The following is a 14,033-nucleotide window of genomic DNA, read 5'->3' as shown; positions in this document are numbered from 1 at the left end:
GCGCGAATCACTGATTTCTGCCAATTCTGGCTTCGGCCGGATATTCTCCAGCAGGACGGGGGCCTTGCCGCAAGGCCCCCTGTGCGCTATACGTTGAGAGTGGCAAGGAGTGGGTCGACCTCCTTGCCTTTGTCTTTGAGGCCCCCTCCTTCCTGGCACCCGACCGCATCCGGCACAGAATGTCGGGTCCGGCCGTATGCGCGCCGCCTAGCGTGGTGACCGCCAAGAGGAAGGAGGCCGGGGGTGCTGGAGCGGCTCAACCAGGCCATGGAGCACATCGAGGACCGGCTCGACCGGTCGATCGACGTGGTCGAACTGGCGCGCGTCGCCGCCACCTCGGAGTACCACCTGCGCCGCATGTTCTCCGCGCTCGCGGGCATGCCGCTGTCGGAGTACATCCGGCGCCGGCGGCTCACCGTCGCGGGCGCCGAGGTGCTCGCCAAACGTGACTCGCTGCTGGAGATCGCGGTGCGTTACGGCTACGGCTCGGGCGAGGCGTTCGCCCGGGCGTTCCGTGCCGTGCACGGGGTCGGGCCGGGCGAGGCCCGCCGCGACGGTGCCGCGCTCGTCTCCCAGCCCCGGCTGACCTTCCGCCTGACCATCGAAGGAAGCAGCAGCATGCGGTACCGCGTAACGGACCGGCCGGACTTCACCGTCGTCGGCTTCAAAGCCCGGGTGCCGCTGGTCCACACGGGGCCGAACAAGGCGATCACCGATTTCGTGCGCGGAATCGAGCCGCGGGCCCTGGAGCGTCTGGAGCGCCTGTCGGACCAGGAGCCGGACGGCATCGTCTCGGTCTGCGACGACCTGGACCCGAGCCGCGCCGAGGGCACCGAGCTCGACTACTACCACGCGGTGATCACGTCCTCCGCCGCCCCCGAGGGCACGGCCCGCCTGGCCGTCCCGGCCGGCACCTGGGCGGTCTTCACCACCTCCGGGCGGGCGCCGGACGCCATCCAGGCGCTGTGGCGGGACGTCTTCACCGAGTGGTTCCCGTCCAACCCGTACCGCGGCCGCCCCGGCCCGGAGATCCTGCGCACCCGGCTGTCGGCGGACGGGACCGAGGCCGACGCCGAGCTGTGGCTTCCGGTGGAGCGGGAGCAGGACTCGGCCTAGCTTCCGGCGCCCACCCACTGCTCGATCGGGTCGATGGCGAAGTACACCGCGAACAGCGCCGCCGCTCCCCACAGCAGCGGGTGGACCTCACGGGCCTTTCCCAGGACCGTCTTGATGACGACGTAGGCGAGGAAGCCGGCCCCGATGCCGTTGGTGATGGAGTACGTGAACGGCATGACCGCGACCGTCAGGAACGCCGGGATGGCGATCTCGTACCGCTCCCAGTCGATGTGACGCACCTGTGCCATCAGCAGGAAGCCGACCGCGACCAGCGCGGGGGCGGCGGCCTGGGCGGGCACGACCGTGGCGAGCGGGGTGAGGAAGAGCGCCACGGCGAACAGGCCGCCGGTGACCAGCGAGGCGAAGCCGGTGCGGGCGCCCTCCCCGACGCCGGCGGCCGATTCGATGTACGAGGTGTTGGAGGACGAGGAGGCGGCGCCGCCCGCGACCGCCGCGGCGCCGTCGATGAGCAGGATGCGGCCGATGCCCGGGACCTTGCCGTTCTCGTCGAGGAGGCCCGCCTCGCTGGAGACGCCGACGACCGTGCCCATGGTGTCGAAGAAGTCGCTCAGCAGGAGGGTGAACACCAGCAGCACCAGGGTGACGGCCCCGACCTGCTCGAACGCGCCGAAGAGGCTGAAGGAGCCGACGAGGCCGAAGTCGGGGGCGGCGACGATGTCGTCGGGCACGGTCGGCACGGTCAGGCCCCAGGCGAGCGGCTCGATGTCGGCCAGCTCGTTGATGACGATGGCGACGACGGTCATGACGACGATGGAGACCAGGATCGCGCCGCGCGTCTTGCGCGCCATGAGCGCGATGGTCAGCAGCACGCCGAGGCAGAAGACCAGGACCGGCCAGCCGCCGAGCTGCCCGGTGGCGCCGAGCTGGACCGGGACGGTACCGGTGTCGCCGGGGATGCGGGTGACGAAGCCCGCGTCGATGAAGCCGATGAACGCGATGAACAGGCCGATGCCGACGCTGATGGCCTGCTTCAACTGCTGCGGGATGGCGTCCATGACCGCCTCGCGCAGCCCGGTGACGACCAGGACGCAGATGAGGATGCCTTCGAGGACGACCAGCCCCATCGCGTCGGCCCAGCTCATCAGCGGGGCGAGCTGGAAGGCGACGACGGCGTTGAGGCCCAGCCCGGCGGCGACGGCGAGCGGGAGGTTGCCGCCGAGCCCCATGACGGCGGTCATCACGGCGGCCACCAGGGCGGTGACGGTGACGAGTTGGGCCCCGGACAACTGCGTACCGAACTTGTCCTCGACACCGCCCAGGATGATCGGGTTGAGGACCAGGATGTACGCCATCGTGAAGAAGGTGGCGAACCCGCCGCGGACCTCGCGTGCGAAGCTCGATCCACGTGCGCTGATGCGGAAGTGGCGGTCGACGGCCCGTGCCGCCGCCTGTGCTGCCGTCATGGGACTCCTCGTCGGACGGGGGTGCACCGATTGTCGCCGCGCGGGGCGCCGTTCCGGGTTTACGGCGTGTAACACCTCGCGCGACGACCATCCCCCCGCCGGCTCAGGCGCCGGGCGGCGGCGTCCCCCAGGCCAGGGCGGTGCCGGTGTACGCCGGGACCGCCGGGGCGTCGGTGTACGCGGTCGACGCCGAACGGCTGTAGTCGTCGGCCTCGTTGAAGGCGGACCAGTCGGACTTGCTCATCCGCACCTGGATGTCCCCGGTGTCACGCCCGGCCGCCAGGGACCCGGCGGCGAACGTCACCTCCAGATAGGCGTCCGCCCCCGCCACCGGCGTCGCCGTCGGGACCACCCTGAGCCTCACCTGGGCGCAGCCAACGGCCGCGTAGTCGCACCAGGCGCTGACCGAGGGCGAGCCGCCGTCCCGGGTGAAGTAGTAGCGCAGGGACACGGTGCTCAGGTCGAGCGCGGCCGAGCCGGTGTTGACCACTTGGAGCCCGGGCCGGATGGCGTTGTCCGTCGCCGACGAGTCGTTGTTCCGGTACCGGACCTTCACCGCGCCCGGCGGGCTGCCGCCCGGCGCGGTGGTGACGCTCACGGGCGCGGACGGCGGCGACACGTTGCCGGCCGCGTCCCGGGCGCGTACCGCGTAGGTGTACGCGGTGGAGGGCGTGAGCCCGGTGTCGGTGTACGCGGTGCCGGTCACCGGCGCCGCGTTCACCCTGGCCGCGCCCCGGTACACGTCGTAGCCGGTCACCCCCACGTTGTCGGTCGCCGCCGTCCACGACAGCGAGACGCTGGTCGCCGTGGCGGCCGTGCCGACCAGGCCGGCCGGGGCGGTGGGCGCGGTGGTGTCCGCCGGGTCGCCGGGGCCGCCGCCCCCGTACACCTGGCCGAGGCTGATGCCCGTGGTGCTGCCCGTGCCGCCGAGCGGCACCTCGTGGTCGAGGCTGACGAACTTGCCGCCGTGCTGCCACAGGGCGGGCTTCAGCAGGGCGTACTTCCGCTCGTCCCACGACTTCCAGTCGTCGAGCAGCAGCCCGCCGGTGTCGCCGGAGTTGGGGTTGACGCACCAGAAGGTCTGGTGGATGCGGTGCTCCGCGATGAGGTCGCGCAGCGCCTTCATCCACTTCTCGTTCGGTCCGCCGTCGAGGAAGCCGCCCCACTCTCCGATGAGCAGCGGGGCCCGGTTCTCCTTGTGCAGGTACAGCCAGTTGGGGTCCCAGACGTCCCGTTCGAGGGTGGTGCGGTTCCAGTCACCGTTGAACCAGGGCTGGGCGTACACCAGTGGCCCGTAGTCGTGCGGCGAATACACCAACTGGTCGTTGCCGGCCCCCAGGTCCACGGGGTGGTCGCGGACGCCGCGCAGATTGCCGCCCCACCAGGTGGAGTGGTAGTCGGCCGGGTTGGTGGAGGTCCAGCTCACGCCCGCCTTGGGGTACACCTCGATGCCCTCGCACAGCACCAGCAGGTCGGGGTTGACCGCCAGGATGCGCTTGCCCGCCGTCTGGCAGGCGTACTTGAAGTTGTCCTGGTCGGCCGAGCCGTCCCACTTGGCGCGCGGAGTCTCGTTCGCCTTGCCGTGCGGCTCGTTCTTGACGTCCATGGCGACGAGGGTGTCGTCGTACCTGTACCGCGCGGTCACCCACTCCCACGCGCTGTAGAACTGCTCGGGCGTGATGGCGCCCTTCCACCACACCGGGTACACGTGGCCGGAGTTGTCGGCCTCCGCGCTGTGCACGTCGAGCATCACCTTGATGCCGTACTGCTTGCACAGGGCGAGCCAGTGGTCGAAGACCTCCAGCGAGGTCTTGCCGGCCAGCTCGGGGTTGGCGTGGGTGTTGACGTTCGGGACGGTGGCCTGGCCGTTCTTCCACTCCAGCAGGAGCTGGGTGGAGATCGGCACGCGGACGATGTTGATGCCCCGGTCGGCCATCGACCTGGTGATGCCGGTGATGTTGCCGGACCACAGGCCGTGGAAGACGCGCTCGGTGGTGTTGAAGCCGAACCAGTTGGCACCGGTCAGCCAGACCTCGTTGCCGTTCGCGTCGACGATCTTGTTGCCGCGGGTGTGCAGCCAGTCGTCCCCGGGAGCGGCGACGGCCGCCGCCCCCGGGTCACCGGCCCGGCCGGCGCTCGCCGGGGCGGCGGCCACCAGTAACCCGGCGGTCAGCACCGCGGCGATTAGCGCCCGGACGCGGCGGAGCCTGCTCGCTGTTCGTGACAGTCCCACTGTGTGTGCCCTTCTTCCGATGGGTGTGGGAGCGCTCCCAAGTCGCGCTGTTCATCAAGCCAGGCACCACAGAAGCTGTCAACCTCCCCGACAGGACAGCCTCAGCAGACCTTCCCGGCCCCCGCCCGCCGGCCCACGAGCCCCGGCACCGCCCGCGCGTCGTCCACCCTGGTACGCAGTGTGGGCGTCCAGCCGGCGCCGGACCGCAGCGGGTCCTCCGGGTTCAGCGCGTTGTGCGCGGCGACGAGGTCGACCGCCCGGCCGTTGACGCGGTTGCCCACGGCGGTGAGCGGCGCGTCCTTCCACTTCTTCAGGATCTTCCCGGCGGCGACCCCTTCGGGCAGCGTGAAGGCGTTCTTCTCGGCGTACAGCCGCGACTCGAACCCGACGCCGAAGCTGTACGCGTACCCGCCCTTCACCACGTAGTGGTTGTTGTACGCGTCGACCTGCCCGAAGCGGACGCGCGGTGCGCGCTCGACGACGCCCGTGAAGAGGTTGTGGTGCAGGGTGACCTTCAGCTTGCCCGCGTCGGTCGCGGCCGCGCTGTCACTGTTGCCGATCATCAGGGTCTTGTCGTGGTCGGCGAAGACGTTCCAGGAAGCCGTGACGTGGTTCGCGCCGCGCACGATGTCCAGCTCCCCGTCGTGCTGCTGGTAGACCTCCCCGAAGTAACGGGGCAGCGAGCTGTCGGGATACCGGCCGTCCGTAAAGGTGTTGTGGTCGATCCACACGTGCGTGGAGCCGTACACGACCATCGAGTCGTACTCGGAGTTCCAGGCCCCGGTCGCACCGTCCGTGGGGTCCCACTGCGGGAAGCAGTCGAGCGGGCTCTCCATGGTGAGGTTGCGGACGATGACGTTGTCCACGTCCCGGATCTGGAGGCTGCCCCCAACGATCCCCGCGTCCTTGCCCACACCGACGATCGTGGTGTTGGCGGGGACGTACGCCTTGATGGCCCGGCCCTGAAGGGCGGCCGAAGCACTCCGCAGGTCCTCCTGGGGACCGCTGACGGGCGTGTCGTACCCCCACACCGCCGGGTCGTAGTCGGCGAGGTACCTGGCGAAGTCGTAGCCGTCGGCCTCGAACGCCTCACAGCCGCCTTCCGTGGCGTTCAGGGTGCCCACCACACGGATGATCTTCGGTGCGCTGCCGCCGGCCGCCAGCGCGGTCTTGAACTCGGCCCAGGTCCGGACCGTATGGGTGTGCGCGGCGGCGGCACCTCCGGTGGTGCCCGCGCCCTCGGACGCCCAGCCGTCACCGGCGGGAAGCGTCTGACGGCCGGGGTCGGCCGCATGAGCGGGACCGGCTGTGAGGCACAAGAGGACCGCGGTACAGCCGGCCGCCGAGGCTGCTACGAGTCTGGTACGCATTCCTACTCCTTGTCAGTGGGCCAGGTGATCCAGGCGGCGGGTACGGGCTCCTCCAGCCGCCGTACGTCGCGGGCGGCCAGCACCCCGCGTTCCCGGAGGCCCGCCGCCGCCAGCCGCGCCACTTCGATGGCGCCACGCGGCGTGAAATGGGTGTTGTCCGTGAAGTACGCCTTCGACGGCTCGGGCCCGAGCTTCCGCCACTCGGCGAGTGACGCCGCCTGTACGTCCACGAGCGGTACGTCCTCCTCGGCGGCGAGCGTCCGCATGGCGGCCGGGTACTCCCCGTGCGTGGGCACGGCGTCGCCCCCGGCGTCGAACCTGCGCCGCTCGACGGGCGTCAGCAGCACGGGCCGCGCCCCCCGCGCCCGCGCCCCGGCCACGTACCGGAGCAGGTGCTCGCGGTAGGTCGTCCACGGCTCGGTGTACCGGGCGGGATCGGCGGCCTTCTGGTCGTTGTGCCCGAACTGCACGAGCAGCAGGTCACCGGAGCGAACGCCCGCGAGAAGCACGTCGAGGCGCCCCTCATCCAGGAAGCTCTTCGAACTGCGCCCGTTCACCGCGTGGTTGGCCACGACCAGACCCCGGCCGAGGAAGAAGGGCAGGGCCATGCCCCACCCGGTCTCGGGCGCGGCGTCGGCGTACTTCTGGGCGGCGGTGGAGTCACCGGCGATCCACACCGTACCGGCGCGCGGCCGCGCCTCGGCGGTGCCCGCACTCGCGTGCACGAGCGGAAGACCGGCGGCAAGAGCGGCCACAGTGCGCCTCCGACTCAAAGACATGATGGGAAACCTCTCGTACGAAGGGAAAGCCGGCCGACGGCCGGGGTGGGGCCGTGCAGGCTCGCCCCCACCCACCGGCAGCGCCCGCACGGCAGGGTCCACCCGCCCCGGCACCCGGGCCGGACGGGACGGGGCGGGACGGGGCGGGACCCGGGAGGGACGGGGCGGGACGGGGCGGGACCCCGGAAACGGAACGGCGGGTCAGGACTTGTTCCGCTCGTTCCACTCCGCCTGCGCCGCGTTGAGCTGCTCGGCGAGCGTGTCGGCGAACTCCTTCGCCGACATCGAGCCGAGCAGCACCTTCTGGAAGTTCGGCTCGTTGTCGGCCTTACTGATCTTGTTCCAGTCGGGCAGGTAGTACGGCAGCTCCACGATCTTGGTGGAGCCGTCCGTGAGCGCCTTCGCGCCCAGGCGGGTGGCCTCGGCCTCGCTCATCCACGGATCGGCCGCCGCCTCCGTGTTCGCCGGTATGGCGCCCGCCGACTCGTTCCACTTGCTGTTGGACTCGTGCGAGACGGCGAACTCGATGAACTTCCACGCCGCGGCCTTGTTCTTGCTGCTCTTGAACAGCCCGAGCCCGTCCACCGGGTTGGAGACCTGCACCCGCGTGCCCCCGTCCCCCACCGGATTGGGGATGCCGGCGAACTTGTCCTTGCCGAGGGCCTTCACGTGGTCGGTGTACGAGCCGAGGTTGTGGCTCAGCATGCCGATGGTGCCGGTGTCGAACTGGGCGACCATCTTCTTGAAGTCGTTGTTGACGTCCGCCTCGGGCGTGGTCGTCTTGTACAGCTTGACGTACTTCTCCAGCGCCGCCACGTTCTTCGGGTCGTTGACGGTGGTCTTGTCACCGTCCCAGAAGGACGTGATGCCCGACTGCCCGTACATCGCGTCCAGCGCCTGCGCGATGGAACCCGCGCCGCCCCTGATCGTGTACCCGAAGCGGTTCTTCTTGACGTCGGTCAGCTTCGCGGCAGCCTCGTAGAACTTCGCCCAGGTCGTCGGCGCCTCCAGGCCCGCCGCCCCGAACAGGTCCGTGCGGTAGTACAGCGTGCCGTTGCTGGCCGACGTGGGCACCGAGTACATCTCGTCGCCCCGCCCGCCGGCCGATTTGACCGACGCGACCATGCTGGGGACGAGCTTGCCCTTGAGGGACGAGTCCTCGATCCGGTCGCCGACGGGCTCCAGGGCGTCCTGGGCGACGATGTTGGCGAGGTACGCGGCGCCGACGCCGCCGACGTCCGGCAGCCCGCCGCCCGCGATGGCGGTGTCGTACTTGGACTGCACGTCCTCGCTGGGTATGGGGACGTACGTGACCTTGATGCCGGGGTTCTTGGCCTCGAAGTTCTTGATGATCTGCTGCCAGACGGCGGTGCGCACACCGCCGTTGTTGTCCCAGAAGACAATGGTTCCCTTGCCGGAACCCTCCTCACCGGCGGCGGTGGTGCCGTCGTCACCGCACGCGGTGGCGGTCAGGGCGAGGACGGCGGCCAGCGACACACCCACCGCGGCCGTACGACGTCCGGGGTTCTGCGAACGGTTCATGACCAGCTCTCTCTTCTGTACGTGCTTCACTGCGTGCGGGAGTGGTGCGGGGCCCAGCCGTCCCGGCCTTCGAGGTAGTCGGCGACCTCGTGGCGGGCGGCGTCGGCGTCGGACATCTGCGGGCGGTCGGCGGTGACGACGGCGCCGGGGCCGTACGTCCGGTACTCGCTGAACCGGGCGTCCTTCCACGAGAAGCCGCCCATGTCGGTCCACGGCGACGCCTTGATCGCGGCGGGCAGCTCCGTCTCCCGGATCAGCACCTGGCCGATCGCGTCCGGGTTGCCGCCCGGGTGCCAGGGCCGGCCGAGGTGGAAGGAGCCGGCCGGGGCGTCGCTGACGATCCGGGACCGGGTGATCAGGAAGCCGTACGGGTTGTCCTTCCAGGTGCTGGGGGCGGTGACGTACCCGTTGTTGGTGGCCGAGCCACGGCTGAGCGCCCGGATCAACGACCCCTCGATGACCGTCGTGGCGCGCCCGTAGACGAAGTCGACGTCGCCCTCGATGTACGAGTCGCGGATGTAGACCCGGCTGATGGCGTCCAGCCGGGGGCTGTCGGTCATCAGGGTGTCCTGGTTGCCCTTGAAGGCGGTGTTCTCGAAGACGATCCGGTCGCCCGTCGTCTTCATCGCCAGCGCCTGCTCGGCGTTCAGCTCGACCGCCGCCTCGTCGAAGTCGTTGACGAAGGTGAGGTTGCGGGCGGTGACCTCGGAGGCGGCGATCAGGACGGTGGCGCTGGCGCTGGACCCTCCGTACGCGTTCGGCGTGTCGTACACGATCACGGTGTCGTCCCGGTCCGCGCCCGTGCCGACCAGAGCCAGCCTCGGCTTGTCGGCGGGCACCCGGACCTTCTCGCGGTACGTCCCCGGCGCGATCCGCACCGTCACGAGCGTCTCGTTGCCCGCCGGGACGGCGTCCACGGCGGACTGCACGGTGGGGTACGCGGCGGGCACGTCCAGCACGGTGTTGACGCCGATCGTCTTCTGCGGCCCGGCGAACCGCTTCACCAGGGCGGGCACGGCGGCGGCCGGGTCGAGCCGGTACGCGTAGAAGTCACGCGGCTCGAAGGCGGCGCCCCACTCGTCGTGCCGGCCCGTGGTGCCCCGCAGAATGGATCCGCGCTCCACCAGCTCCGCCGTCGCGTCGGCCTGGTACGGGTGCTGGACGCCGTCGTAGTAGCTGTTCTCGATGACCATCCGGGTCCGGCCGCGCGCCCAGTTCCCGTACGACCAGACGGGGTCGCCGTCGGCGACCTGCGCGGAGAGGTAGTTGTTGTAGAGGTGGGCGTAGGCGCAGTTGTCGGCGGACGGGTTGCGCTGCTTGGTGCCGTTGAACCAGTTGTGGTCGATGGTGACCTGGGTGGTGACGTTCTGCGTCCAGCCGATGCCGAACGCCTTGTTGTGGTTGTCGAAGCGGTTGTACGAGACGGTGACGTACTGGCTGTCCTTGCGGACATCGAGCAGTCCGTCGCCCATGTGCGTGAAGCGGTTGTGGTCGATCCAGACGTGGTGGACGGAGTCCATCTGGATGGCGTCGAAGTCGTTGGTCTTGCCGTCCCAGTCGCCCTCGACGTAGGAGTCCCTGATGGTGAGGTTGCGGATGATGACGTTGTGGGTGCCGGGTTTGAGGTTGAGCTCGCCGTGGAGGATCTCGCCGCTGGTGCCGACGCCGACGATGGTCTTGTCGGAGGCGACGGTGATCGAGGACCCGAAGGGTTCGACGGCGATCGCGCCGGCGACCCGGATGACGTAGGGCTCGGCGGCGCCCGCGTACGTGGCGAGGTCGGCCTGGGTGCGGACGGTGACGACCTTGCCGCCCCGGCCGCCGGTGGTACCGCCGGCGAGGGAGGCGAAGCCGTGGGGCTCGTCCGCCCACGCCTGGTGGCTGCGCGAGGGCACGGGTACGGGCGCCGCCTCGGCGGCCGGGGCCACCGCGCCCAGACCCAGGACGGCGACGAGGGCGGTGACGGCCGCCAGGGCTCTGCCTGGCAAGCGCTTGCTACTTAGGTGCATGGCGGCTCCAATCCGCGTGGAAAGCAGGTCAGTTGACGTGGAACTCGGTGAACGTGGCCGTCCCGGCACTCCCCTGTCCCTCGGGCGCCACCGCGAACAGACCGAGCAGTGCCCCGACCCAGCGCCAGGGCGTGGCGGCGAAGACCGGGCCCGAGGGCCGCCATCCCTCCCCGTCCCCCGTGTCGGCGGAGAACCGGCAGCGCGCGCCCGGCGACACCTCGACGCGCAGCCGCACCTGCCCGCCCCCGGCCCCGTCCCCGCCGCCGTCCCCGTTCCGGGAATCCGCGACCACGCGCGCGTGCGCCGCGTCCCGCTCGCGTTCGGCGACCGCCTCGGCGAACCGGTGGACCAGCCGCACCTCACCGCCCGCGCCCCGCTCCAGTCCGATCCACGAGAAGGCGTCGCCCAGGACGGCGAGCCCCGCGCGGGCGCCCGGTTCGGTGGACCCCAGCGTCAAGGAGACCTCGGCGGTGAACGTCTCGGCGGGCAGCCGCTGGGTGAGGACGTTCGGCAGGAGGCGGAGGTCGTGGGCGTGGGCGTCGGCGGTCCGGACGCAGGCCAGCCGCAGCCCGTCACCGCCGTGCTCGACGGTCCACCCGGCACGCCGGTTCGCCGTCCACTGCCACTGCCGCCCGTACCGCCCGCCCGGGAAGGCGTCATCCGTCGCGGGCGCCTCGACGGGCTGCGGCGGGGCGGCCGGTTTGCGGTGGACGCGTACGGGCTCGCCGCCGTCGCCGAGCACGGGCCAGCCGTCCGCGTCCCACGCCATCGGCTGGAGGTGCACGACCCTCCCGTACGCGCCGCGTGCCTGGAAGTGCAGGAACCAGTCCTCGCCCGCCCGGGTGCGCACCCAGCCGCCCTGGTGGGGGCCGTTGACGTCGGTGGAGCCCTGCGCGAGGACAGCCCTCTCCTCGTACGGTCCGAAGAAGTCCCGCGACCGGAAGGCGCCCTGCCAGCCGGTCTCCACTCCCCCGGCCGGGGCGAATATCCAGAACCAGCCGCCGTGCCGGTACAGCTTGGGGCCCTCCAGGGTGAACCAGCCGGGGACGCGGTCGCCGTCGACGATGACCTTGCCCTCGTCGAGGAGGGTGCGGCCGTCCCGGCTCATCCGGTGGCCGGTGAGCCGGTTCTTCACGCCCGACCGGGACTTGGCCCAGGCGTGCACGAGGTACGCCTCGCCGGTCTCGTCGTCCCACAGGGGGCAGGCGTCGATGAGGCCCTTGCCCGCCTTGAGCAGGTACGGCTCGCTCCACGGGCCCCGGATGTGCTCGGCGTGCACCTGGTGGATGCCGTGGTCGGGATCCCCCCAGAAGATCCAGAAGCGGCCGTCGGCGTGGCGCAGGGACGGTGCCCACACGCCCCGGTCGTGGCGGGGCGCGGCGAAGTCCGCGGCCGGCTCCAGCCGGTCCAGGGCGTGCCCGATGAGCGACCAGTTGACGAGGTCGCGGGAGTGCAGGAGGGGCAGTCCGGGGGCGCGGCCGAAGCTGGAGGCGGTGAGGTAGAAGTCGTCCCCGACGGCGATGACGTCCGGGTCGGACCAGTCGGCGTTCAGGACGGGGTTGCGGTAGGTGCCGTCGCCGAGGTCGGCGGTCCACACCGGTGTCATGACAGGGCCTTTCGTACGAGGGCGGCGGCTTCGCCCCGGCTCAGGGCGCCGTCGGCGACGACGGTCACCACGCGGCGTACGACGGTGGCCCCGGTCGCGATGGGCAGGCGCTCGCCCCAGGCGAGGGAGGAGCCGACGCCGGGGTACTCCCCGGTGCGGACGAACCAGGGGTCCTTGCGGGTCTCCTCGGTGGCGCCGGCGAAGACGAGCGTCCAGTCGGGGCCGGTGAGGGCGAGCCAATCGGCGGCACGCCCGTGAACCGAGCTTTCACCCTCCACGTCGGCGGTGAACACGCCCGGCGCGGCGGCCTGTTGGGGGGCGCGCCAGAAGAAGCCGCCGTAGCCGGCGCCTTGGCGGCCGTTTGTGGCGGGGGACCCCATGGAGAGGTTTTCGGGGCCGGGGTTGGTGAGCGAGAAGGTGAAGTCCAGCGCCCAGGCGGTGGCGGTCAGTCCGGTGGCGGCGACGGTCCGGCGCTCGCGCAGCAGCTCGCAGCCTTCGGCGCGCCAGGACAGGTCCTCGACGAACCCGTCCGGGTCGCGCAGCTTCCAGTCCTCGTGGTACTGGACGCCGTGGTTGTCGAGGTCGGTGGGCCCCCGGTCGCGCACGTAGGTGCGGCCGCCCCAGAAGTTGTGGCCCGACAGGTCGGGGACGGCGACCGAGACGCCCAGGTGGTGGAGGTGGTCCTCGGGCCGTTCCTCGGTGACAAGGGTGCCGCCCAGGGTGGTGACCGGGTGCAGGTAGGGGCGGGGCGAGAGGCGGAGGGCGAGGTCGGGCCGGTGGAGGTAGCGGGCGACGGGGCGGCCCGCACAGCGCAGAAGAACGTTCACGGGGAGCTCTCCAGTTCGGCGAAGAGGGAGAGGGTGTCGGCGCTCGCGTGGACGAGCCCGTCGATGCCCTTGACCACGCGGCGGTTCCCGTCCGCGTACCAGGACCCCTCGGGGAGCGGGCGCGGGTCGGGGGCGGTGCGGACGGCTTCGACGAGCCGCATGAAGGCGCCGGTGCGGTGCGGCGGTACGAGCAGGTCGTCGCCGCCGCGCAGGTGGGCGATCAGGTTCTCCAGCAGGTCCGTGCGGCCGTGGACGCGCTCCACGGGGCCGTGCCCGGCGCGCTGCACCAGGACCCGGTCCTGCTTGTACCAGAACGTGATGCGGCCGTGGCTGCCGTGGACGATGACGTACGGCTCGCCGGGCCGCTCGGCGCAGAGCGTCACGGCGACGGTGACGGGGGTGCCGCGTGCCGTGGTGACGCGTACGCAGGAGGTGTCGTCGGCCTCGATGTCGTTGGCCCGTGCGAGGTCGAGTTCGATGCCGGTGACGTCGTCGGAGTGCGGGCTGCCGTCGAGGGCGAGGGCGGTGGCCACGGCATGGGCGAGGGGGTTGGTGAGGACCCCGTCGACCACGTCCGTGCCGTCGTCCAGGCGCCGTTTCCCGGCCCACGGGGCGCGCCGGAAGTACGCCTCGTCGCGGGCCCACGCCCCGGCGGCCCCGATGCCCCTGACGTCCCCGATGGCGCCGTCCGCGACGAGTTCGGCGATGGCCGGCAGGGCGTGCGAGCCGAGCGACTGGAAGCCGATCTGGCAGGCGGTGCCGGCCTGGCGTACCCCGTCGGCCATGCGCCGGAACTCGGCCCAGGAGGGCGCGGGGGGCTTCTCCAGCAGGACGTGCGCGCCGTGCCGGGCGGCGGTGAGGGCGAGCGGGGTATGGGTGTCGATGGGCGTGCAGATCACGGCGATACGGGCATCCGTGGCCTCCAGGAGGGCCGCGAGGTCGGCGGACTGTGCCACGTCTCCTGCGCCGTCCAGTTCGGCCGCGTCGAGGGGCCGCAGCTCGCAGACGCCCGCGAGGCGCACCGAGCCCGCCCGCTGAAGGCGAAGGATGTTGTCCAGGTGCCAGCGCCCGTGGCCTCGGGCGCCCGCCAGGACGACCGGTATCGGGGTCGTGAGGTCCATGAGGTC

General features: G+C 71.4%; 10 protein-coding genes. 1 reads left to right on the top strand and 9 read right to left on the bottom strand.

Annotation, left to right across the window (positions count from 1 at the left end; all coding sequences use genetic code 11):
- Nucleotides 1–243: 243 nt before the first annotated feature.
- Complete coding sequence (locus ACZ46W_RS14705) at nucleotides 244–1,116, top strand: AraC family transcriptional regulator (protein WP_468336642.1); 873 nt, start codon at nucleotides 244–246, stop codon at nucleotides 1,114–1,116.
- On the opposite strand, the gene ACZ46W_RS14700 is transcribed toward ACZ46W_RS14705, so the two are convergent.
- The 9 genes from ACZ46W_RS14700 to ACZ46W_RS14660 form a co-directional block, all read right to left on the bottom strand.
- Nucleotides 1,113–2,540: an NCS2 family permease gene (locus ACZ46W_RS14700; RefSeq protein WP_468336639.1), complete on the bottom strand. Its 1,428-nt coding sequence runs from the start codon at nucleotides 2,538–2,540 to the stop codon at nucleotides 1,113–1,115. The genes ACZ46W_RS14705 and ACZ46W_RS14700 overlap by 4 nt on opposite strands.
- Before the next feature lie 103 nt (nucleotides 2,541–2,643).
- Nucleotides 2,644–4,773 carry a cellulase family glycosylhydrolase gene (locus ACZ46W_RS14695; RefSeq protein WP_468336636.1) on the bottom strand — a complete coding sequence of 710 codons (2,130 nt, stop codon included), beginning with the start codon at nucleotides 4,771–4,773 and terminating at the stop codon, nucleotides 2,644–2,646.
- Nucleotides 4,774–4,874: 101 nt separating this feature from the next.
- Nucleotides 4,875–6,143 (bottom strand): pectate lyase family protein, encoded by a 1,269-nt coding sequence (locus ACZ46W_RS14690; protein ID WP_468336633.1) that lies wholly within the window; start codon nucleotides 6,141–6,143, stop codon nucleotides 4,875–4,877.
- Nucleotides 6,144–6,145: 2 nt separating this feature from the next.
- Nucleotides 6,146–6,922 carry a rhamnogalacturonan acetylesterase gene (locus ACZ46W_RS14685; RefSeq protein ID WP_468336630.1) on the bottom strand — a complete coding sequence of 259 codons (777 nt, stop codon included), beginning with the start codon at nucleotides 6,920–6,922 and terminating at the stop codon, nucleotides 6,146–6,148.
- 201 nt (nucleotides 6,923–7,123) lie between these two features.
- Nucleotides 7,124–8,464, bottom strand: coding sequence for an ABC transporter substrate-binding protein (locus tag ACZ46W_RS14680; RefSeq protein WP_468336627.1), 1,341 nt, complete (start codon nucleotides 8,462–8,464; stop codon nucleotides 7,124–7,126).
- A 26-nt stretch (nucleotides 8,465–8,490) separates the two neighbouring features.
- Nucleotides 8,491–10,473: a pectinesterase family protein gene (locus ACZ46W_RS14675; protein WP_468336624.1), complete on the bottom strand. Its 1,983-nt coding sequence runs from the start codon at nucleotides 10,471–10,473 to the stop codon at nucleotides 8,491–8,493.
- A 28-nt stretch (nucleotides 10,474–10,501) separates the two neighbouring features.
- Nucleotides 10,502–12,079, bottom strand: coding sequence for a glycoside hydrolase family 43 protein (locus ACZ46W_RS14670; RefSeq protein WP_468336621.1), 1,578 nt, complete (start codon nucleotides 12,077–12,079; stop codon nucleotides 10,502–10,504).
- Nucleotides 12,076–12,906 carry a DUF6807 domain-containing protein gene (locus ACZ46W_RS14665; protein ID WP_468336618.1) on the bottom strand — a complete coding sequence of 277 codons (831 nt, stop codon included), beginning with the start codon at nucleotides 12,904–12,906 and terminating at the stop codon, nucleotides 12,076–12,078. Before ACZ46W_RS14665 ends, ACZ46W_RS14670 begins: the two co-directional genes overlap by 4 nt.
- Nucleotides 12,903–14,027 carry a Gfo/Idh/MocA family protein gene (locus ACZ46W_RS14660; RefSeq protein WP_468336615.1) on the bottom strand — a complete coding sequence of 375 codons (1,125 nt, stop codon included), beginning with the start codon at nucleotides 14,025–14,027 and terminating at the stop codon, nucleotides 12,903–12,905. Before ACZ46W_RS14660 ends, ACZ46W_RS14665 begins: the two co-directional genes overlap by 4 nt.
- Between the last annotated feature and the right edge of the window lie 6 nt (nucleotides 14,028–14,033).

The organism is Streptomyces sp. NPDC031064 (assembly GCF_055570965.1).
This window is presented reverse-complemented; position numbering and strand designations above follow the sequence as displayed.

Bases quoted from the DNA above. Each gene is read 5' to 3' on its own strand.
- ACZ46W_RS14660 (WP_468336615.1), bottom strand. From the start codon at position 14,027: ATGGACCTCACGACCCCGATACCGGTCGTCCTGGCGGGCGCCCGAGGC.
- ACZ46W_RS14680 (WP_468336627.1), bottom strand. From the start codon at position 8,464: ATGAACCGTTCGCAGAACCCCGGACGTCGTACGGCCGCGGTGGGTGTG.
- ACZ46W_RS14670 (WP_468336621.1), bottom strand. From the start codon at position 12,079: ATGACACCGGTGTGGACCGCCGACCTCGGCGACGGCACCTACCGCAAC.
- ACZ46W_RS14685 (WP_468336630.1), bottom strand. From the start codon at position 6,922: ATGTCTTTGAGTCGGAGGCGCACTGTGGCCGCTCTTGCCGCCGGTCTT.
- ACZ46W_RS14700 (WP_468336639.1), bottom strand. From the start codon at position 2,540: ATGACGGCAGCACAGGCGGCGGCACGGGCCGTCGACCGCCACTTCCGC.
- ACZ46W_RS14675 (WP_468336624.1), bottom strand. From the start codon at position 10,473: ATGCACCTAAGTAGCAAGCGCTTGCCAGGCAGAGCCCTGGCGGCCGTC.
- ACZ46W_RS14690 (WP_468336633.1), bottom strand. From the start codon at position 6,143: ATGCGTACCAGACTCGTAGCAGCCTCGGCGGCCGGCTGTACCGCGGTC.